General features: G+C 59.5%; 20 protein-coding genes. 8 read left to right on the top strand and 12 right to left on the bottom strand.

The features are described 5' to 3' along the window. Positions 1-3 precede the first annotated feature (3 nt). The 5 genes from C1N84_RS01245 to nirB all read right to left on the bottom strand — a co-directional run bounded on the left by C1N84_RS01245 (position 4) and on the right by nirB (position 5,631). Positions 4-450 carry a hypothetical protein gene (locus C1N84_RS01245; protein ID WP_058759299.1) on the bottom strand — a complete coding sequence of 149 codons (447 nt, stop codon included), beginning with the start codon at positions 448-450 and terminating at the stop codon, positions 4-6. A 72-nt stretch (positions 451-522) separates the two neighbouring features. Further along, entirely contained in the window at positions 523-1,887 is a 1,365-nt protein-coding gene (gene cysG, locus C1N84_RS01250) for a siroheme synthase CysG (protein WP_264441906.1), read from the bottom strand. Between the two features lie 46 nt (positions 1,888-1,933). Continuing rightward, on the bottom strand, positions 1,934-2,737 hold the full coding sequence (gene nirC / locus C1N84_RS01255) for a nitrite transporter NirC (protein ID WP_021507430.1): 804 nt from the start codon (positions 2,735-2,737) through the stop codon (positions 1,934-1,936). A gap of 30 nt (positions 2,738-2,767) precedes the next feature. After that, complete coding sequence (nirD, locus tag C1N84_RS01260; RefSeq protein ID WP_058759297.1) at positions 2,768-3,094, bottom strand: nitrite reductase small subunit NirD; 327 nt, start codon at positions 3,092-3,094, stop codon at positions 2,768-2,770. Beyond that, positions 3,091-5,631, bottom strand: a complete 2,541-nt coding sequence (gene nirB / locus C1N84_RS01265; RefSeq protein WP_264441907.1) for a nitrite reductase large subunit NirB — start codon at positions 5,629-5,631, stop codon at positions 3,091-3,093. The genes nirD and nirB overlap by 4 nt, the downstream gene beginning before the upstream one ends. 235 nt (positions 5,632-5,866) lie before the next feature. Here nirB and C1N84_RS01270 point away from each other — a divergent pair, with 235 nt between their 5' ends. Continuing rightward, complete coding sequence (locus tag C1N84_RS01270; protein ID WP_264441908.1) at positions 5,867-7,150, top strand: cytosine deaminase; 1,284 nt, start codon at positions 5,867-5,869, stop codon at positions 7,148-7,150. Positions 7,151-7,198: 48 nt separating this feature from the next. Here the strand turns inward: C1N84_RS01270 and tsgA are convergent, their stop codons facing one another. Then, entirely contained in the window at positions 7,199-8,377 is a 1,179-nt protein-coding gene (gene tsgA / locus C1N84_RS01275) for an MFS transporter TsgA (protein WP_021507434.1), read from the bottom strand. A 261-nt stretch (positions 8,378-8,638) separates the two neighbouring features. Between tsgA and ppiA the strand changes: the two genes are divergently transcribed. The 5 genes from ppiA (at position 8,639) to C1N84_RS01300 (ending at position 11,987) form a co-directional block, all read left to right on the top strand. Then, entirely contained in the window at positions 8,639-9,211 is a 573-nt protein-coding gene (gene ppiA / locus C1N84_RS01280; RefSeq protein ID WP_021507435.1) for a peptidylprolyl isomerase A, read from the top strand. Between the two features lie 100 nt (positions 9,212-9,311). Further along, positions 9,312-9,482, top strand: a complete 171-nt coding sequence (locus C1N84_RS01285; protein WP_021507436.1) for a YhfG family protein — start codon at positions 9,312-9,314, stop codon at positions 9,480-9,482. Further along, positions 9,472-10,065: a putative adenosine monophosphate-protein transferase Fic gene (locus C1N84_RS01290; RefSeq protein ID WP_211727100.1), complete on the top strand. Its 594-nt coding sequence runs from the start codon at positions 9,472-9,474 to the stop codon at positions 10,063-10,065. Before C1N84_RS01285 ends, C1N84_RS01290 begins: the two co-directional genes overlap by 11 nt. 41 nt (positions 10,066-10,106) lie before the next feature. Continuing rightward, a complete protein-coding gene (locus C1N84_RS01295; RefSeq protein ID WP_021507437.1) occupies positions 10,107-10,682 on the top strand; it encodes an aminodeoxychorismate synthase component II in 576 nt (191 codons plus the stop codon). Positions 10,683-10,769: 87 nt separating this feature from the next. Then, complete coding sequence (locus tag C1N84_RS01300; RefSeq protein ID WP_264441909.1) at positions 10,770-11,987, top strand: bifunctional acetylornithine/succinyldiaminopimelate transaminase; 1,218 nt, start codon at positions 10,770-10,772, stop codon at positions 11,985-11,987. Here C1N84_RS01300 and C1N84_RS01305 read toward each other — a convergent pair. Continuing rightward, on the bottom strand, positions 11,984-14,059 hold the full coding sequence (locus tag C1N84_RS01305) for a YccS/YhfK family putative transporter (protein WP_021507439.1): 2,076 nt from the start codon (positions 14,057-14,059) through the stop codon (positions 11,984-11,986). The genes C1N84_RS01300 and C1N84_RS01305 overlap by 4 nt on opposite strands. 58 nt (positions 14,060-14,117) lie before the next feature. Next, the gene (gene crp, locus C1N84_RS01310; protein ID WP_000242755.1) at positions 14,118-14,750 is read right to left on the bottom strand and encodes a cAMP-activated global transcriptional regulator CRP; all 633 of its coding nucleotides are present in this window, start codon (positions 14,748-14,750) and stop codon (positions 14,118-14,120) included. 304 nt (positions 14,751-15,054) lie between these two features. Between crp and C1N84_RS01315 the strand changes: the two genes are divergently transcribed. Then, positions 15,055-15,459, top strand: coding sequence for an OsmC family protein (locus C1N84_RS01315; RefSeq protein ID WP_021507440.1), 405 nt, complete (start codon positions 15,055-15,057; stop codon positions 15,457-15,459). Positions 15,460-15,529: 70 nt separating this feature from the next. On the opposite strand, the gene C1N84_RS01320 is transcribed toward C1N84_RS01315, so the two are convergent. The 3 genes from C1N84_RS01320 to C1N84_RS01330 form a co-directional block, all read right to left on the bottom strand. After that, a complete protein-coding gene (locus C1N84_RS01320; protein ID WP_021507441.1) occupies positions 15,530-16,399 on the bottom strand; it encodes a phosphoribulokinase in 870 nt (289 codons plus the stop codon). A 61-nt stretch (positions 16,400-16,460) separates the two neighbouring features. Beyond that, the gene (locus tag C1N84_RS01325) at positions 16,461-16,679 is read right to left on the bottom strand and encodes a YheU family protein (protein ID WP_021507442.1); all 219 of its coding nucleotides are present in this window, start codon (positions 16,677-16,679) and stop codon (positions 16,461-16,463) included. Positions 16,680-16,681: 2 nt separating this feature from the next. Continuing rightward, the gene (locus tag C1N84_RS01330) at positions 16,682-17,698 is read right to left on the bottom strand and encodes a hydrolase (RefSeq protein ID WP_058759291.1); all 1,017 of its coding nucleotides are present in this window, start codon (positions 17,696-17,698) and stop codon (positions 16,682-16,684) included. A 60-nt stretch (positions 17,699-17,758) separates the two neighbouring features. Here C1N84_RS01330 and C1N84_RS01335 point away from each other — a divergent pair, with 60 nt between their 5' ends. Next, complete coding sequence (locus C1N84_RS01335; protein ID WP_088517941.1) at positions 17,759-18,361, top strand: LysE family translocator; 603 nt, start codon at positions 17,759-17,761, stop codon at positions 18,359-18,361. A 1-nt stretch (position 18,362) separates the two neighbouring features. Here the strand turns inward: C1N84_RS01335 and C1N84_RS01340 are convergent, their stop codons facing one another. After that, positions 18,363-19,343: a LacI family DNA-binding transcriptional regulator gene (locus tag C1N84_RS01340; protein WP_021507445.1), complete on the bottom strand. Its 981-nt coding sequence runs from the start codon at positions 19,341-19,343 to the stop codon at positions 18,363-18,365. Positions 19,344-19,490: the final 147 nt, after the last annotated feature.

Raw genomic sequence — 19,490 nt, forward strand, 5'->3', positions numbered from 1 at the left:
GCTTTACTTCACCCGATGCAGCGTCAGCTCTGCGCCATCCCAGAATAGCCGCGCATTGCCGTCGGCCAGCACGCTCAGTACCGCGCCCGGTGCCGGTCCCCACGCCTGATTGCCACAATGCACGTTGAAGCCATAGCGAAAGCTGAAATCACGATCCTGTCCGGCCCCGCTGGCGGCGCTCAGGCGCGGTTTTCCCTGGCAATTGTCGGTCGCCGGATTGATGCCGCGTTCGGCAGTGCCGCGCGTCCAGCTGATCGCATTGGGTTTAAACGCCACGCGCGCGCCCATAAACTGCGGATCGTTTTTGATGTAAATCTGGCCGTTCTCCTTTTTCGGCGTCACGGCAACCACCTGCCATTCGCCCGTGACCGTTGACCACGTCACCGGGGCGGCACTCACCGCCACGCTCAGCGGCATCAGCAGCGCCGCGGCCAGAGAAATAATGCGCATGGAAACTCCTTGTGATTGATTTGGCTGCTCAGTCTGGCGGCAAAGCGCAGTGCTGTACAGTATTTTACCGCATCAGAACCAGCGCAGCTGCGTGCGCAGGCTGACCACGCGGCCCACAATGATCAGCGCCGGACTGGCAAACTGCTGTGCCAGCGTCGCCAGCTCCTGCAGCGTGGCGCAGGCGACGCGCTGCTGCGGCGTGGTGCCGTGCTGCACGATAGCCACCGGCATCGCTGCGTCCATCCCGTGCCGTAACAGCTGCTGCTGAATGTCGGCCGCCTGGCTGAGGCCCATATAAAACACCAGCGTCTGCTGCTCCGCCGCCAGTTTGCCCCACTCCATTTCGCCGTGCTGCTGCAGATGGCCGGTGACGAAGCGCACGCTCTGGGCATGGTCGCGGTGGGTGAGGGGAATACCGCTGTAGGCGGCACAGCCGGAGGCGGCGGTGATGCCCGGCACCACGCTGAACGGGATGTTATGCTGCGCCAGCACCTCCAGCTCTTCGCCGCCGCGGCCAAAAATAAAGGGATCGCCGCCTTTGAGGCGCACCACACGCTTGCCGCGCTGCGCCTGCTCCAGCAGCAGCTGGTTGATTTGTTCCTGCGGCACGCAGTGATGGCCCGCCTGTTTACCCACGAAGAGGCGTTCGGCATCGCGCCGCACCAGATTAAGGATCGGCTCCGACACCAGCCGGTCATACACCACCACATCAGCCTGCTGGATAGCCTGCAACCCTTTTAGCGTCAGCAGACCGGCATCGCCCGGCCCGGCGCCGACCAGCACGACTTCGCCCTGCTGCGTCAGCGGCGCCGCAAACAAGGCATCGACCTGTGCGGCAGCGCGTGCCCGATCGCCGTTGGCCAGCGTTTGGGCCAGCCGATCGCTGGCAAAGAAGCGCTCCCAGAAGGCGCGGCGTGGCGCCATGGCGCTAAAATGCTGCTTCACGCGCTCGCGCAGTGAGCCCGCCAGCGCAGCCAGTTCGCCGAGATGCTGGGGCAGCATCGCCTCCAGCTTCTCGCGTAGCAGACGCGCCAGCACCGGCGCGCGGCCACCGGAAGAGACGGCGATCATCAGCGGCGAGCGGTCGATGATCGACGGCATAATGGCGCTGGCCTGCTGTGGCGCATCCACCAGGTTACAGAAGAGGCGGCGCTGTTCGGCGGCGTCAGCCACCTGCTGATTGACGGCATCATCATTGGTGGCCGCAATCGCCAGCCAGCATTCATCCAGCCAGTCATCGGCAAAGGCGCCGTGCAGTAACGTCACTTTTCCCTGTTGAGCCCACAGCTGAAATGCCGGGGAAAAATCCCGCGCGCCGACGTACAGCTCTGCGCCGGCCTCCAGCAGCAAACGCGCTTTGCGTTCAGCCACATCGCCTGCGCCAACCAGTAAACAACGCTTGCCTTGCAGCCGACAAAACAGCGGAAAGTAATCCATAGCGAATCCTGAAAAAAAGCCCGCACGGTGCGGGCTGTGGAAGGGATTATACCGATTTCAGCGGCGAAGCCTGGGCTTGCGTCTGCGGGCGCTGCGCCTGCGGCGTGGCATACCAGTAGCCGAGGCCCATCAGCACCATGCCAGAGAACATATTGCCGAGCGTCACCCACAGCAGGTTGTGGCCGATGCCGCGCAGCGTCAGGTCGGCGCTGTGCTGACCAAACCACGACAGCGCAAATACCGTCATGTTGGCGATGGAGTGCTCGTAACCGGAGGCGATAAACGCCAGCAGGCACCACCAGATAGCGATGAACTTCGCGGCCCCTTCGCTGCGCACCGCCATCCAGATCGCCAGACACACCAGCCAGTTGCACAGCGCGCCTTTAAAGAACAGCGCCATCGCCGTCTGCGTGGTTTTTGCCAGCGCTACGCTGTGGATCAGCGAGCCGGCGTTCGGCAGCAGCGCACCAGCGGCGTAGTAGTAGAGCAGGGCGACAAACACTGAGCCGATCAGGTTACCCAGCCAGGTTTGCGGCAGCACGCACCACATCTGGCCGTGGCTGATGGTGCCGGCTTTGACGCCCACGGTGAGGAACATGGTATGACCGGTAAACAGCTCGGAACCGGCGATGATCACCAGCGTCAGGGCAATACCGAAGGTGGCGCCCATCAGCAGTGGACGATATGCCGGGTCCGCCAGGTTACCGAGGGTGAAGATCAGGATGATCGCCAGGCCAACGTAAGCGCCGGCCATCGCCGATCCGATCCAGAAGGCCAGCGGGCTGTGCTGCGCGGTGCGTACAATGCGCGCCGCATTGGCGGCGCAGGTGTTCAGGGTGTCAGAAAACATAGTGACGTCTCATAAAGTGTAGGAATTCTGTCAGGCGCAGACTTCGACCTGGCCGTTGCTGACGCGCACCGCATAGCTCGCCACCGAGCGGCTGTCATCTTCCAGACAAACGCCATCGCTCAGGCGAAAACGCTGTTTTTTCAGTGGGCTGGCGACCCACAGCGTGTGCTGGTGTTCGGCGATCAGGCCGCGCGATAACACGCTGGCTTCAGCAAACGGATCGATGTTGCTCAGAGCGTACAGCTGCGCATCGTCGCGCGGGCGAAAGATGGCGATCTGCTGGCCGTTAACCAGCGCGCACACGCCGGTAGCGGGCAGGATTTGTGTGAGTTCACACACGGTGTACCACTGGCTCATGCGTCAGCCTCCTCGATCAGGGTAATAGCGATGCGCTCCGCCGGACGCGCCGGGCGATGCTGCTCGCGTTCACTGACGTGCTGCACCAGCGGGTCGCGCTGCGGGCTGTTAATAAACGTGGCAAAGTGCGCCTGCTGCTGCGGGTCGTTAACCGTGGCGGTCCATTCACAGCGGACGTCAGCGCGCAGACGCGTCAGCTCCTGCTCCAGCTGCGCGTTAAGGCCGAGCCGGTCGTCGATAATCACGCTGCGCAGATAGTCGATGCCGCCGTCCAAGCTCTCCAGCCACAGCGAAGTGCGCTGCAGGCGGTCGCCGGTGCGGATGTAAAACATCATGAAGCGGTCGAGATACTGCAGCAGCGTGTCGCGGTCGAGGTCAGCCGCCAGCAGATCGGCGTGGCGCGGTTTCATGCCGCCGTTGCCGCACACGTACAGGTTCCAGCCTTTTTCGGTGGCGATGACGCCGACATCTTTGCCCTGCGCTTCGGCGCATTCACGGGTACAGCCAGAGACGCCAAACTTCATCTTGTGCGGCGTGCGGATGCCTTTGTAGCGGTTTTCCAGCTCAATGCCGAAGCCGAGGCTGTCGCCAACGCCATAGCGGCACCAACTGCTGCCGACGCAGGTTTTCGCCATGCGCAGCGCTTTGGCATAAGCCTGTCCGGTTTCAAAGCCGGCGGCAATAAGTTGTGACCAGATGGCCGGCAGGTCGTCGCGCTGCGCCCCAAACAGGCCGATGCGCTGTGAGCCGGTGATTTTGGTGTAAAGGTTGTACTGCCGCGCCACTTCGCCCAGCGTCATCAGCCCCTGCGGCGTGATTTCACCGCCGGCGGTGCGCGGAATCACCGAGTAGGTGCCATCTTTCTGGATGTTGCCGAGATAGAGATCGTTGCTGTCCTGTAGCGGCGTGTGCTGCGGCTTGAGGATGTATTCGTTCCAGCAGGAGGCCAGCAGCGATCCGACGGTCGGTTTACACACTTCACAGCCGTAACCCTGGCCATACCTCGCCAGCAGCGCGTCAAACGACTTGATCTCCTCCACGCGGATCAGGTGATACAGCTCCTGGCGCGAATAGGCGAAATGCTCGCACAGGTGATGATTGACTTCGATGCCCTGACGGCTCAGCTCAGCGTTCAGCACTTGCGTAATCAACGGGATGCAGCCGCCGCAGCCGGTACCGGCGCGGGTTTCGGCTTTCAGCGCCGCCACGGTGTGGCAACCCGCCTGCACCGCGTTAACGATATCGCCTTTGCTGACGTCAAAGCAGGAGCAGATTTGCGCGCTGTCCGGCAGCGAATCGACGCCCAGCGCCGGTTTTTCGCCGCTGCCCGCCGGCAGAATCAGCAGCGCCGGGTTTTCCGGTAAGGCGATGTGATTGAGCGCCAGCTGCAGCAGATTGCCGTAGTCGCTGGTGTCGCCCACCAGCACCGCGCCGAGCAGAGTTTTGTTGTCTTCGCTGACGATCAGGCGCTTATACACGTGCTGCTGTTCATCGAGCCAGATGTAACTGCGCGCGCCCGGCGTGCGGCCGTGCGCATCGCCAATGCCGCCGACGTCCACGCCCAGCAGCTTGAGTTTGGCGCTCATATCGGCACCGGCAAAGACGCTGTCACGCCCGACCAGCGCATCGCTGGCGACCTGCGCCATTTTGTAGCCCGGCGCCACCAGACCGTAAATCCGATCCTGCCAGGCGGCGCATTCCCCAATCGCGTAGATCGCCGCATCGCTGGTCTGGCAGCGATCGTTGATGGCAACGCCACCGCGCTGGCCGAGCGCCAGGCCGCATTGTTGCGCCAGCTTATCCTGCGGACGAATGCCGGTGGAGAACACGATGAAGTCGACGTCGAGCGCGCTGCCATCGGCGAACGCCAGCGTTTTACCGCCCTTAGCGTGGTGCACAATCTGCCGGGTATTTTTGCCGGTATGGACCTGCACGCCCATCTGTTCGATCTTACGCCGCAGCTGTTCGCCGCCCTGCGTATCCAGTTGTTCCGCCATCAGCACCGGCGCAAACTCAATCACGTGCGTTTCAATGCCGAGATTTTTCAGCGCGCCCGCCGCTTCCAGTCCGAGCAGACCGCCGCCAATCACCGCACCGCGTTTGCTGCGGCGCGCGCAGGCTTCAATGGCGTTGAGATCTTCGATGGTGCGATAGACAAAGCAGTCGCTGCCCTCCGCGCCGGCGATCGGCGGGATCCACGGATAAGAACCGGTGGCCAGAATCAGCGTGTCGTAATGCACCGCACGACCGGTGTTGGAGTGAATCAGCTTTTCCTCACGGTTGAGGGTAATGGCGCGCTCGCCGAGCAGCAGATTGACCTGATGCTTTTCGTAGTAGCCTTCGCGCACCAGTGAGAGTTCTTCGGCGGTGTGGTGGGAAAAATAGGCGGAGAGATGGACGCGGTCATAGGCGACGCGGGGCTCTTCACAGAAAACGGTTATCGCGAACTGCTCAGGGGCGGCTTTGTCGATCAGTTCTTCGATAAAGCGGTGGCCAACCATGCCGTTGCCAATAATAACGACACTGTGCTTGCTCATGCTTGCCTCAAAATTTGCGGGATCTGCGCCTACCTTAGCGCGCTGTTTCTGGCGCTTATTGACGTACATCAACTGCGGCTTTATATACCCATTTAGAGGTATGTTGCTGATTTTACGCGTTTTTATCTAAGTCTTTTATTTGGTTGAAAATTACCCAATGGCGGCAGAAAAGTTGCCAGCGGCGCGGCCGTTTTTCGTGCTAGCTTAAGATGTTGCGTTTTCAGCGGAGAAGGATATGACCCAGCAAGCGTTTAAGTGGATAAACAACCTGCGCCTGGCAGGCCAACCGGGTTTATGGCAGATCGAAATTCGCCACGGCAACATCAGCGCCATTATTCCGCAGCCGCCGCACGCGGCCGCCCAGCCGGATGCGCTGGATGCCGCCGGTGGCCTGGCGAGCGCGCCGTTTATCGAGCCGCATATTCATCTCGACACCACGCAAACCGCTGGCGAACCGGCGTGGAATCAGTCCGGCACGCTGTTTGAAGGCATTGAGCGCTGGGCTGAACGCAAGGCACTGCTCAGCCATGAGGATGTGATGCAGCGCGCGCGGCAGACGCTGAAGTGGCAAATTGCCAACGGCATTCAGCACGTGCGTACCCACGTGGATGTGTCCGATCCCACGCTGACCGCCTTAACCGCGATGCTGGAGGTGAAAGCGGAGATGGCGCCGTGGATCGATATCCAGATCGTGGCCTTTCCGCAGGAGGGCATTCTCTCTTATCCCAACGGCGAAGCGCTGCTGGAAGAGGCGCTGCGCCTTGGTGCCGATGTGGTGGGCGCGATCCCGCATTATGAATTTACCCGCGAATATGGCGTCGAATCGCTGCACAAGGCATTTGCGCTGGCGCAGCGCTATGACAGGCTGGTGGACGTGCACTGTGACGAGATTGATGATGAGCAGTCGCGCTTTGTCGAGACCGTGGCGGCGCTGGCGCACCGCGAAGGCATGGGCGCGCGCGTCACCGCCAGCCACACCACGGCGATGCATTCGTACAATAACGCCTATACCTCGCGGCTGTTCCGCCTGCTGAAGCTGTCGCAGATTAACTTTGTCGCCAATCCGCTGGTGAATATTCATCTGCAGGGACGCTTTGACAGCTACCCGAAACGGCGCGGCGTGACGCGGGTGAAAGAGCTGCTGGAGGCGGGTATCAACGTCTGCTTCGGCCATGATGATGTGTTTGATCCCTGGTATCCGCTCGGCACCGCCAGCATGCTGCAGGTGCTGCACATGGGGCTGCACGTCTGTCAGCTGATGGGCTATGAGCAGATCGACAGCGGTCTGCAACTCATCACGCACAACAGTGCCAAAACCATGCAGCTGGCGGATTATGGCGTGCAGGTGGGTAACGCGGCCAGCCTGATTATTTTGCCTGCCGATAACGGGTTTGATGCGCTGCGCCGTCAGGTGCCGGTGCGCTATTCGCTGCGTAAGGGCGTGCTGGTGGCGGCCACACAGCCGGCAAGCAGTGAAATTTATCTCGGCGCTACCGAAGCGGTGACGTTCCGGCGTTAAGGGAGCGGGAAGGGGAATAGCGGCGCGAGGCTTCGCGCCGCTCGGGGATCAGGCAGTCTGGTGAGCGTGCTGGCGATGTTTAGTGACAAAGCCGAGCAGCACACACATCACGAACACCACCGCGTACAGCGCGTTCGCGGTGGACAGCGCCGCGTGCGCACCGCCTTTCGCCACAATCGGGCCGGTGACCACGAAGGTCAGCATGGTGCCGACGGTGCCGCAGGTGAGGATGAAGTTCACCAGCTTCGGCGATGACGCTTTGGTCTGCAGCGAGCCCAGCGTGATGATGGTGGTGTAAATGGCGCTGGAGAAGAAGCCAAGCGACATAATGATCCAGTGCAGCATGCTGGCATCGGTGGTTTTCACGAACCAGAACATCAGGCCGGTGGCCAGCAGCGCCAGCACCACCAGAATGCGTTGCAGGTCGAAGAAGCGCAGCAGGAAGCTGAACGCCCACATGCCGACCATATAGGCGGTCCAGAAGTTACCGACCAGCTGACCGGCGGCGGCGATATCCATGCCCATTGATTTGGTGGCGTATTCCGGTACCCAGGAGATGAAGCCGAGCTGGCCGAGGATGTAGCACAGTGCCGCGATCGACAGGAACAGCACGCCGATGCCCCACTTCTCTTTTTCGCCGCCCTGCACCGCGGCTTCGCTCTTCAGCACCGGGAACTCGACCATCAGCGTCAGGATAAAGATCGCCACATAGATCACGCCAATGCAGGCGTAAACCCAGTACCACGGCAGCGCGCGCGCCAGCAGAATGCCCGCGATAATCGGGAAGATGGTGCCGGCCATGCTAAAGAACGAGTCGGTAAACAGCAGACGGGAACCGCGCTGGCGACCATCGTACAGATGGGTAATCAGGAAGGTGCCGATCGACATGGTGATACCGCTGACCACGCCGAGCACGAACATGCACAGCGAGAACACCGTGAGGTTATGGCTGGTCATCAGCCCGGCCACGGCGAGGATCATCAGCACAAAGCCAAAGATCAGCTGGCGCTTGAGTGGCACAATCACCATCAGCCAGGCGTTCAGGAACACCGCCGCCAGAATACCGGCGTTAAGGAAAGTGAAGGTGTTGCTCATCTCTGAGATGGGCAGCTGGAAATACTGGGCAATATTATCCAGCACCATACCGGTAACGATCACCAGTGCGCCGGTGAGCGCATAGGAGAAAAAGCTGATCCAGGTAAGGCCAATGCGATTACGGTTTGTCATGTTCTGAACCTGTGATGCGCCGACGTGGCAAAAAGTGTCATGAATTGTAAATGGATCTGTGATCGTAATAAACAAGCAGTGAAACGTGCGAGAAATATTTCATTAATAGTGTGATTTTCGTCACGCAAATGATTGCGCGACGGGAAAAGTATGACGATAGCAACATCAGCGTAAATATAGGTAAAACGCTGGCTCTTGTATTACATGCTCTTTACAATCAATCTCGTTTTTGAGCTTGCTCTCCAAGGTAAGGAATCTTTCATGCTTAAACGAACTTTGACAGCGGCGGTTGCCCTGTTAGCGCTCTCTTCTGTATCTGCTTCGGCTCTGGCGGCGAAAGGGGATACGCACGTGCTGCTCACCACCTCTGCGGGCAATATCGAACTTGAACTGGATAATCAGAAAGCCCCGGTTTCAGTAAAAAACTTTGTGGATTACGTGAATAACGGCTTCTATAACAACACCATTTTCCATCGTGTGATCCCGGGTTTCATGATTCAGGGCGGCGGCTTCACGGCGGATATGCAGCAGAAGCAGACCAACGCGCCGATCAAAAACGAAGCGGATAACGGCCTGCGCAACCTGCGTGGCACCATTTCCATGGCGCGTACCGCTGAGAAAGACAGTGCCACCAGCCAGTTCTTCCTGAACGTGGCGGACAACGCTTTTCTTGACCATGGCCAGCGTGACTTCGGCTATGCGGTGTTTGGTAAAGTAGTGAAAGGCATGGATGTGATCGACAAGATCGCCCAGGTGCCGACCAAAGATGTCGGGCCATACCAGAATGTGCCGTCAAAACCGATTGTTATCACTTCCGCGAAAGTCCTGCCGTAATCCCTCTGCGCGCCACCCCTGGGTGGCGCCGTCTGCCGCGCTCCGGCAAAGCTGAAATTTGCTCTTATACTTAGGGCACATCCTGCTTGCCGGAGGCGCTATGAGCAGCAAACTCACCGAAAAACAGAAAATCACGTTGTGGCAGCAAACCCGTGCGGCCAATTATCAGGCCAGCTGCAAACTGGCCGGTTATACGCTGAATGAACCTGCCGTCGAGAGCGCCCAGGCGGACGATCGTCTGGCATCGCTGAGGAGGCAATATGGCGGATAACAGCCTGGCGGTGCGCGATCCCTATTTGTGGCACAACGATGACGTGCTGAAAAACCTGCTGGAAATTCACGACGTGGCGCAGCTGCGTAAAGCCGAGCTGGCATTCAGCGCGGCGCGGCTGGCCACGCTGGCGCTCGGACCGGCCACGCCCGGCCTGCCGCACCTGCGTCATATTCACCGCACGCTGTTTCAGGATATCTACAGCTGGGCCGGCGAACTGCGTACTATCGACATCTGGCGCGACGACACGCCCTATTGCCACTGCGAGTACATCGAGAACGAGGGCAATGCGCTGATGAGCGCACTGGAAGAGGAAGAGGGCCTGTGCGACCTCGACCCGCAGACCTTCGTGGCACGCATCGCGCACTACTACTGTGAAATCTACGTCCTGCATCCGTTCCGTGCCGGTAACGGGCGGGCACAGCGCATCTTTTTCGAACAGCTGGCGCTGCACGCGGGCTATCTGCTGAACTGGGATACGCTGGAGCCTGAAAGCTGGCACCAGGCCATCATCGCCGGCGTCGGCGGCGATCTCGCGCCGCTCAACGCGCAGTTTGCGAAAGTGGTGAGTCCGGCGCGTTAAAATGCGTAGAATAGCGGCGGTTTTACTGGCCTGAGGGCATTATGCTGCTGCTAATTGATAACTACGACTCCTTTACCTGGAATCTCTACCAGTACTTCTGTGAACTGGGCGCGCAGGTGCGTGTGGTGCGCAACGATGCAATGACGCTGGAAGAGATGACGGCGCTGCCGCTGAGCCATCTGGTGATCTCGCCGGGCCCCTGCACGCCGGATCAGTCCGGCATCTCGCTGGCAGCGATCCGCCACTTTGCCGGACGGCTGCCGATTCTCGGTGTCTGTCTTGGCCATCAGGCGATTGCGCAGGCCTACGGTGCGCAGGTGGTGCGCGCGCGCCAGGTGATGCACGGTAAAACCTCTGCGGTGCAGCACACCGGCCAGGGCGTGTTCCGCAACCTGAATAATCCGCTAACCGTCACGCGCTATCACTCGCTGATTGTGGCGCGCGACACGCTGCCGCCGGAGTTTGAAGTCACCGCCTGGAGTCTGCGCGATGGCGTTGCCGATGAGATCATGGGCTTCCGCCATCGTACGCTGCCACTGGAGGGCGTGCAGTTCCATCCGGAGAGCATTCTCAGCGAGCAGGGGCATCAGCTGCTGGCGAATTTCCTCAATACGTAACTTCCGTTTGCCATTGCATGATTTTTTATGCATATTTTGTGATTATAATTTCACATCAGCTCAACAAATAACCCGATGAGGTCATCAATGGCAGCGGAAAATCTAGCGGTAAGCCGGGAAACGTTCGATAACGTTATTTTGCCTGTTTATGCACCTGCGCAGTTTGTGCCGGTCAAAGGCAAAGGCAGCCGCGTGTGGGATCAGCAGGGCAAAGAGTATATCGACTTCTCCGGTGGTATCGCGGTCACCGCGCTTGGCCATTGTCATCCGGCGCTGGTGGAAACGCTGAAAAGCCAGGGCGAAACCCTGTGGCACACCAGTAACGTGTTCACCAATGAGCCGGCACTGCGCCTCGCCAGTAAACTGATCGCGGCGACCTTCGCCGAGCGGGTATTCTTCGGTAACTCCGGTGCCGAAGCGAACGAAGCGGCGTTCAAACTGGCGCGCTACTACGCCTGCAAAAAGCACAGCCCGTTCAAAAGCAAAATTATCGCTTTCCACAACGCCTTCCACGGCCGCACGCTGTTCACCGTCTCGGTGGGCGGTCAGCCGAAATACTCCGATGGCTTTGGTCCGAAGCCGGCGGATATCGTCCATGTGCCGTTTAACGATCTGGCAGCGGTGAAAGCGGTAATTGACGACCACACCTGCGCGATTGTGGTGGAGCCGATTCAGGGGGAAGGTGGCGTGATGCCGGCAACGCCGGAATTTATGCAGGGATTGCGTGCGCTGTGCGATCAGCACAACGCGCTGCTGGTGCTGGATGAAGTGCAGAGCGGCATGGGCCGCAGCGGTAAGCTGTTTGCTTACGAACACTATGGTATCAAGCCAGATATCATCACCACTGCTAAAGCGCTGGGCGGCGGTTTCCCGGTGAGCGCGATGCTGACCACCCATGAAATCGCCTTGGTGATGGCGCCGGGCGTGCACGGCACCACCTACGGCGGCAACCCGCTGGCCTGTGCGATTGCCGAAACCGCGCTGGATATCATCAATACGCCCGAGGTGCTGAATGGTGTTGACGCGCGCCGTGAGCAGTTTGTCTCGGCGCTGCAGAAGATCAATCAGCAGTTCGACATCTTCAGTGAAATTCGGGGCAAAGGGCTGCTGCTGGGTGCCGTACTCAACGCGCAGCACGCCAGCAAAGCGCGCGATATCCTCAACGCTTCCGCCGCTGAAGGCCTGATGGTACTGACCGCCGGCAGCGATGTGATTCGCTTTGTGCCGTCGCTGGTGATTGAGCCGACCGATATCGCAGAAGGCATGGCGCGCTTTGCCCGGGCGATCGCGAAAGTCCTGAACTAACCTTTCGGCTTCAGCACGCTGAGCCAGCGGCCGTGATGCGGGCGCTGGCTCCACGCCAGTGAAGAAATGGTGTGCATCACATTGAGGTGCTGCAGAATGCGCTTCACATGCTGTTCGACAATCGTCACCGGCCCCTCATTCAGATTCTCCGGCGCTTCCAGAATATTGCTGTCGTTGCCCGGCCCGTCGTAAGCCAGCCGCTGCTGACAGCGCTGCAGCGCGATTTCACAGGACTGCAAATAGCGCTCCGCCAGCTTTGGCGTCAGCATGGTGTGCTCGCGCGCCAGAATGGTCATGGCGTTGATGTGCTCGACGATAAACTGGCTGTGAGTCACCCACAGGCGCATATCTTTCAGATACTGAAAGTTAAAGCCCGGTTCGGTGGACGCCTGGTTGAGCGAGTTAAACAGCGCGTTGTGCGCCTGGTTAACCTTGACGCGCTGATACGCCAGCTTCTCCGGCGCCTGCTCCGGACCGAGCAGCAGGCGCAGCGCCTCCTGATAAGCCTCCAGCGCATCGTGCGCATTATTGCGCAGCAGCCCGCTCTGCCACTGCGGCCATAGCCAGATCATACCGGCGAAGGCAATCAGGCAGCCCATCAGCGTATCCATCATGCGTGGCAGCAGGAACTGCGCGCCATTCAGTGACAGCAGCTGCAGCGAATACACCGCCGTCACCGTAAAGCCAATCATCGACCAGCCATAATATTTACGCGTGATCAGATAGCTGGCGAGCGTGATGACCAGCATGGTCAGCAGGGCAATCGACTCCGGAACAGCAAAGCGCAGCGACGCCGCGGCGATCAGCAAGCCGGCGAAGGTGCCGAGCGCCCGGTGCTGAATGCGCACGCGCGTGGCGCTGTAGCCGTTCTGGCTGACAAACATGATGGTCATCAGAATCCAGTAAGGCTTGGGAATATTGAAGAACAGCGCCAGCGCGCTGCCGAACATTAGCATCACCGCGAAGCGCGCCGCCGTCCGCAGCGCGGCAGATTTCAGCGACAGGTAGCTGCGCAGCGCCGGCAGCAGCGGCAGGCGGCGCTGGCGATCGGCCATCAGGTCGCGGGTGTACAGTGGCTTCTGCGTGCGCAGCACGCGGGCGATGCGGCTGAAATGGTAGAGGCAGAAATTACCGACCGGATTATCCGGGTGCTGCCGGGCAATTTTCTCCAGCGCGCCGAGCGGCTTCTCCATGTGGAAGCGTTCCGGCAGCTGGTGATAGAGAATGGCATCGGCCAGCACGCGCAGCCGTGCCGAAATGATTTTCGCGTTCCAGCGGATCACCGCCTCGGCGTGGCTCTGCTCCACCAGCTTTTGCACCTCTTCCGGCTGGTGCAGGCTGACCGAGATATGTTCCTGCAGATCGAGCGCGACCTGGAAAGCGCGCGTCAGGCGTTTATGGCTGTTATCACGGCTGGCGGACAGCATATGCATCTGCTGGTAGCAGGTGGTGATCAGATCGACCGCTTTCTGCTGGCGCGCCAGTAGCGGCGGCAGCGCTTTTTCCGGATCGGTCAGCTGCGTCAGCAGGGTGTATTTGGCGTCGCAGTAATCGGCCAGCTCGCGGTACAGCAGGCTGAGGGTCTCGCGCATCGGCTGCTCTTTCCACAGCCAGAACCAGAACCAGTTAAACAGCCCGTACCACAGCGTCCCGCCGATATACAGCAGCGGCGGGACCCACATCGGCATACGGCCGACGAGGCTTAAGGTAAAGATGGCGGCGATCAGCGTGCCGGGCAGCAAACGACCATGCAGCGGGCTGATTTCACCGGTCACGCCCACCAGCAGCGGCAACACCAGCAGAATCAGCGGCAGCGGCACAGCGTAAGCCGTGAGGTACTGAATCAGAAAACTGCCGCTGGCGAACAGTGCGCCGCCGACAATCAGCCGTTTGAAGAACCGCTTGTGTGGCGTATCCAGACCGGCGATGTTGCAGCAGGCCGGCACCAGGGAGAACAGCAGCCCTTTTTGCAGATCGCCAAACAGCCAGCCGAGCGCCACAGGCAGGCACAGCACCAGCGTTTGCCGCAGCGCATAGTTAACTTCCGGATGATAGATGATTCGACGCCACATCAGCTCATCGTAAACAGAAACGGCGCGATGTTGCCATCACGCCGTAGGTGAGAAGAAATCAGCGGGTGCCGTAAACGACGATGGTTTTGCCGTGTGCAGAGATCAGGTTCTGATCTTCCAGCATTTTCAGGATACGACCCACGGTTTCGCGTGAGCAGCCCACGATCTGACCAATCTCCTGACGGGTGATTTTGATCTGCATACCGTCCGGGTGGGTCATGGCATCAGGCTGTTTCGCCAGGTTGAGCAGCGTTTGCGCGATACGGCCGGTCACATCGAGGAAGGCAAGGTTGCCGACTTTTTCAGATGTTACCTGCAGGCGACGCGCCATCTGCGCCGACAGGCGCATTAAAATATCCGGATTGACCTGAATCAGCTGACGGAATTTTTTGTAGGAAATTTCAGCCACTTCGCAGGCGGTTTTCGCACGTACCCAGGCGCTACGCTCCTGGCCCTCTTCAAACAGGCCGAGCTCACCGATGAAATCCCCCTGATTGAGGTAGGAGAGAATCATCTCTTTGCCTTCTTCATCTTTAATCAGTACCGCGACGGAACCTTTCACGATGTAGTACAGCGTTTCCGCTTTCTCACCCTGATGGATGAGGGTGCTTTTGGATGGATATTTGTGAATATGGCAATGGGACAGGAACCATTCGAGTGTAGGGTCTGTTTGCGGTTTGCCGAGAACCATTCGCTATTATCCTCTGTTGTAATCGTGCCCAAAATACAGGGGGCAGTTTTCCCTGTCAGGCGGTGAAATCGTCCAGCGTTTCCCGTGAGGGACAGTTATTCGGGGGTGGATTCGTAAGCGATGCTTTTGATTCGTCCCGCTTTCGTCTTTCGTGACGAAAATATTTTCAGCACTGTTTGTAGCATAGCTTTTGCAACCTGTCTCCTGTTGTCTCGCTTCAGCAGGTGGGGGATGCGTCTGCATTGCTGTTTGTCAGGTGAAAGCGTACTCTGGCGGCAAAACCGCCGCTTCAGGAGAAAGAATAATGCAGGCACGAGTGAAATGGGTGGAAGGGCTGACCTTTCTCGGAGAATCCTCATCCGGTCATCAGGTATTAATGGACGGCAATTCCGGTGATAAAGCGCCCAGCCCGATGGAGATGGTGTTGATGGCTGCGGGCGGCTGCAGCGCGATTGACGTGGTGTCGATTCTGCAAAAGGGGCGCAACGATGTCGCCGATTGTGAAGTCAAACTGACCTCGGAACGCCGCGAAGAAGCGCCACGCATTTTTACGCATATCAATCTGCATTTTATTGTCAGCGGCAAAGCGCTGAGCGATAAAGCGGTAGCGCGCGCGGTGGATCTGTCCGCGGAGAAGTACTGCTCGGTCGCGATCATGCTGGGCAAGGGCGTCGAGATAACGCACAGCTACGAAGTGGTGGAGCTGTAATCCAGCCGGGAGCGCGGCCCTGCGCTCCCGATCTCAGTTCCTCACGGCGAAACTGGCGTATTAGCCTGCGCTATTCAATACGTTTTCCTTCAATCAACCGCTGCACCAGCGGCGTCATGATCAACTCCATCGCCAGTCCCATCTTGCCGCCCGGCACCACCAGCGTATTCATGTGGGAAATAAACGAGCCCTGGATCATCGCCAGTAAATAAGGAAAAGCGATGCCCTCCAGGCCGCGAAAATGGATCACCACAAAGCTCTCATCCAGCGACGGGATTTCACGCGCGGCAAACGGGTTCGAGGTATCCACGGTCGGCACGCGCTGGAAGTTGAGGTGCGTGCGGGAAAACTGCGGCGTGATGTAGTTGATGTAGTCTTCCATCGAACGCACCACCGAATCCATCACCGCTTCGCGCGAATGGCCGCGCTCGCTGGTGTCGCGTACCAGTTTCTGAATCCACTCCAGATTAACAATCGGTACCACGCCAACCAGCAGATCGACGTGTTCAGCCACGTTATGCTGCTGCGTCACCACGCCGCCGTGCAGGCCTTCATAGAACAGCACATCGGTGTTTTCCGGCAGCGGCTGCCAGGGTGTAAACGTGCCCGGCACCTGATTCCACGGCACCGCTTCATCGTAGGTGTGCAGATATTTGCGCGACTGGCCGAGTCCGCTCTGACCATAGTCGCGGAAAGTCTGCTCCAGCAGGCCGAAGTCGTTGGCTTCCGGGCCAAAGTAGCTGATGTGACGCCCGAGGTCGCGCGCCTTACGAATCGCCATGTCCATTTCCGGACGGGTATAGCGATGGAAACTGTCGCCTTCTACTTCCGCCGCGTGCAGATCCAGCTGCTGGAAAATTTTACGGAAGGCGAGACTGGTGGTGGTGGTTCCGGCGCCGCTGGAACCGGTAACGGCTATGACTGGATGCCTGGCTGACATAACAGCGCTCCCTGTGAAGTCCGGCGATGAGCATTGTTAACACGAATTGCCGCCTGACGCATTAGCCGCGAAATTCACGCCGCGGCATAATATTGACCGATTCATGCAATTCTGACCACACCAGTACCACCTCGCCCTGCTCGAGCTGGCGGCGCACGTCGGCCACTTTCTGCGTCAGGCTGCGCTCCTGCTCGCCATAATCGGTGCCTTCACGCAGCACAAAACTTTCTATCAGGTTTTCCAGCGTTGTCGGGTCGAGTTCTTGCCAGGGAATAATCACAGTTACATATCCAGATAAGTTGAGAGCCAGTCCGGCACGCGCTGCTCCAGCCACATTTTGGGTCGCAGCAGGCTGCCGCCCACGAAGCCGACGTGACCGCCTTGCTGCGTCAGCTGATACTCAATTGTGGCAGACAACTGCTGCGGCTGCGGGATCACCGCATCGGTCATAAAGGGATCATCTTTAGCATGGATGATCAGCAGCGGCTTGCGCACGCCGGTCAGCAATGGCATGGCGCTGGCGCGCTGATAATAGTCGCGCGCATCAATAAAACCGTGGGCGCGGGCGGTAATCGCATCATCAAACTCACGCAGCCGGCGGAAGGCGCGCAGCTGCGTCAGATCGACCGGCAGCGTGCCCGGCCAGGCGCGCAGTTTGCGCGTGGCGTTTTTCTTCAGCTGGGTCAGCAGGTAGTGCTGATAAAAGCGTGAAAAGCCCACGTCCAGCTTCTGGCTGCACGGCTCCAGCGCCAGCGGCGCGGAAATGGCGACCGCGGCATCCAGCGGGGCCGACGTGCCCTGCAGCCCCAGCAGACAGGCCAGCATATTGCCGCCAAGCGAAACGCCGACCGCGGCAGTCGGCACCGTGCCCCATTCGCGCTGCAGCCAGTGCAGAAAATAGGTCGCATCTTCAGTTTCACCGGAGTGATAGATGCGCTGCAGACGGTTAGGCTCGCCGCTGCAGCCGCGGAAGTGCATGATCACCGCCAGCCAGCCGCGCGCCTGACACGCCTGCATCAGCCCATGGGCATACGGGCTGCGGAAACTGCCTTCCAGCCCGTGGAACAGCACCATACGCGGCTTGTGACGTGCCTGTGCCGGATCTTCGCTCCACGCCAGATCGACGAAGTCGCCGTCCGGCAGATCGAGGCGCTGCCAGTGCGGGCGCAGCGTGACGCGCCGGCGCAGCAGGCGCGGCAGCAGCGTTTGCAGATGCGCATTGCCGAAGCCGCGCAGCGGGGTAAAGCGCTCGCCGCTCGGGCGATCAAAATAGCCTGGGATAGTACTTGTCTGATGCATAACTCGCTGATAGCTTCGATGGGTTGTTCGCTTTTCTGGGTGAGGAGCACCCGAATATACATGGAACTGAGTCTTTTTTTATCAATGCTGGGCTTTCTCTGGGTCGCGGCCATCACGCCAGGGCCCAATAATATGTTACTTACCGCCTCAGGTGCTAATTTTGGCTTCCTGCGCACCTTTCCACTGCTGATTGGTATCATGATTGGCATGCAGGTGATGTTGCTGATGGTGGCGTTTGGCATCGGCAGCCTGATTCTGCTCTATCCCTCACTGCATCTGGTACTGAAAGTGGCCGGTAGCCTCTATTTGCTGTGGCTGGCGTGGAAAATTGCCACCGCCGAATACGAAACGCTGGAGACCGACGATGCCAGCGTGAAGCAGATGCCTTTCTGGCAGGGCGGGTTACTGCAACTGATCAACCCGAAAGCCTGGCTGATGGCGCTGGGTGCGGTCGCCAGCTTCAGCCTTGCCGGCAGCGCCTATCTGCATTCCGTGGTGGCGATCAGCCTCGGCATGGCGCTGGTGAACGTGGTTTCCGGCGTGATCTGGATGGGTTTCGGCTCGCTGATTGGCCGCCTGCTGCGCAGCCCGCGCGCGTGGAAAATCTTCAACCTCGCCATGGGTGCGCTAACCGCAGCCTGCGTGCTGTTGATCTGGCACTGAGTCAGCTGGAGGCGCGCTCAATGCGCGTCCACGGCAGCACTTCATGCACCACTGCCGCCTGACGCTGGCGGATGCGTGCCAGCAGCAGCTGCACGCTGCGGGCACCCATCTGGTTCATCGGCTGGGCAATGGTGGTCAGCGGCGGGTTGATGCTGCTGGTGAACGGAATGCCGTCAAAGCCGACCACCGCCAGATCCTCTGGCACGCGCAGTCCGGCTTCCAGAGCAGCGTGAATCACGCCAACCGCCAGCACGTCCGATACCGCAAACACCGCATCCGGCCGCTCTGGCTGCGTTAGCAGTTCGCGCAGCGCCGCGCTGCCCGCTTCGCAGGAGATGTCGCTGGCGTAAGCGACGCCGTGCCAGTCAAGCCCCAGCTGCGTGATGGCGTCGCGATAGCCGCTTTCGCGCTGGTGCGAATAGAGATAGCGCATATCACAGTTGACCAGCGCAATGCGCTGACGCCCTTTGCCGGCCAGATAATGCACCGTGTCATAGGCCGCCTGACGGTTATCGATGGTGACGCTGGAGGCGTTAACCGAGGGATCGTACTCCGCACACTGCACCCACGGCGCATCACCAATCAACTCTTTCAGTCCCTGCAGACAGGCCGCGGCGTCCATGGTGATCACCCCATCCACCACTTTGCCGGCCAGCAGTGCCAGATAGGCGGTTTCGCGCCGCAGCTGTGACGCGGAATTACATAACAGGATGTGATAGCCGTGCGCTTCGGCCTCCGCCTCGATGCCCTGCACCACCCGTGAACAGAACGGATTGGTGATATCGGAAATCAGCACCAGCAACATGTTGCTTTGCGCGGTACGCAGCTGGCGCGCCAGCAGGTTGGGCTGGTATTCGCACACATTAATTGCGGCCAGCACCCGTTTACGCGTATCTGGCCGGACGCCAGGATGCTGGTTCAACACCCGTGAAACCGTGGCTTTCGACACGCCCGCGAGGCGCGCAACTTTCTCAATCGACATGGAGGCCAGTACCGCTGTAAAAGGGGGAAAAAATCAAGACGAGATCAATACCACAGTCGGCATGTGAGCGCCTGACATATTTGTTCCACACCAGCGGTTTTGTATTTGCACTTTTTGCATAGCGTTACCCGATGTTGATCTAAGAAC

This window comes from Pantoea sp. SGAir0418, assembly GCF_043529865.1.

Excerpts from the sequence above, each read along its gene's own strand:
- crp (WP_000242755.1), bottom strand. The coding sequence starts at position 14,750 with ATGGTTCTCGGCAAACCGCAAACAGACCCTACACTCGAATGGTTCCTG.
- C1N84_RS01245 (WP_058759299.1), bottom strand. The coding sequence starts at position 450 with ATGCGCATTATTTCTCTGGCCGCGGCGCTGCTGATGCCGCTGAGCGTG.
- nirB (WP_264441907.1), bottom strand. The coding sequence starts at position 5,631 with ATGAGCAAGCACAGTGTCGTTATTATTGGCAACGGCATGGTTGGCCAC.
- nirC (WP_021507430.1), bottom strand. The coding sequence starts at position 2,737 with ATGTTTTCTGACACCCTGAACACCTGCGCCGCCAATGCGGCGCGCATT.
- cysG (WP_264441906.1), bottom strand. The coding sequence starts at position 1,887 with ATGGATTACTTTCCGCTGTTTTGTCGGCTGCAAGGCAAGCGTTGTTTA.
- C1N84_RS01300 (WP_264441909.1), top strand. The coding sequence starts at position 10,770 with ATGGCAGCGGAAAATCTAGCGGTAAGCCGGGAAACGTTCGATAACGTT.
- C1N84_RS01335 (WP_088517941.1), top strand. The coding sequence starts at position 17,759 with ATGGAACTGAGTCTTTTTTTATCAATGCTGGGCTTTCTCTGGGTCGCG.
- C1N84_RS01330 (WP_058759291.1), bottom strand. The coding sequence starts at position 17,698 with ATGCATCAGACAAGTACTATCCCAGGCTATTTTGATCGCCCGAGCGGC.
- C1N84_RS01270 (WP_264441908.1), top strand. The coding sequence starts at position 5,867 with ATGACCCAGCAAGCGTTTAAGTGGATAAACAACCTGCGCCTGGCAGGC.
- C1N84_RS01290 (WP_211727100.1), top strand. The coding sequence starts at position 9,472 with ATGGCGGATAACAGCCTGGCGGTGCGCGATCCCTATTTGTGGCACAAC.
- tsgA (WP_021507434.1), bottom strand. The coding sequence starts at position 8,377 with ATGACAAACCGTAATCGCATTGGCCTTACCTGGATCAGCTTTTTCTCC.
- C1N84_RS01340 (WP_021507445.1), bottom strand. The coding sequence starts at position 19,343 with ATGTCGATTGAGAAAGTTGCGCGCCTCGCGGGCGTGTCGAAAGCCACG.
- nirD (WP_058759297.1), bottom strand. The coding sequence starts at position 3,094 with ATGAGCCAGTGGTACACCGTGTGTGAACTCACACAAATCCTGCCCGCT.
- ppiA (WP_021507435.1), top strand. The coding sequence starts at position 8,639 with ATGCTTAAACGAACTTTGACAGCGGCGGTTGCCCTGTTAGCGCTCTCT.
- C1N84_RS01295 (WP_021507437.1), top strand. The coding sequence starts at position 10,107 with ATGCTGCTGCTAATTGATAACTACGACTCCTTTACCTGGAATCTCTAC.
- C1N84_RS01320 (WP_021507441.1), bottom strand. The coding sequence starts at position 16,399 with ATGTCAGCCAGGCATCCAGTCATAGCCGTTACCGGTTCCAGCGGCGCC.
- C1N84_RS01285 (WP_021507436.1), top strand. The coding sequence starts at position 9,312 with ATGAGCAGCAAACTCACCGAAAAACAGAAAATCACGTTGTGGCAGCAA.
- C1N84_RS01305 (WP_021507439.1), bottom strand. The coding sequence starts at position 14,059 with ATGTGGCGTCGAATCATCTATCATCCGGAAGTTAACTATGCGCTGCGG.
- C1N84_RS01315 (WP_021507440.1), top strand. The coding sequence starts at position 15,055 with ATGCAGGCACGAGTGAAATGGGTGGAAGGGCTGACCTTTCTCGGAGAA.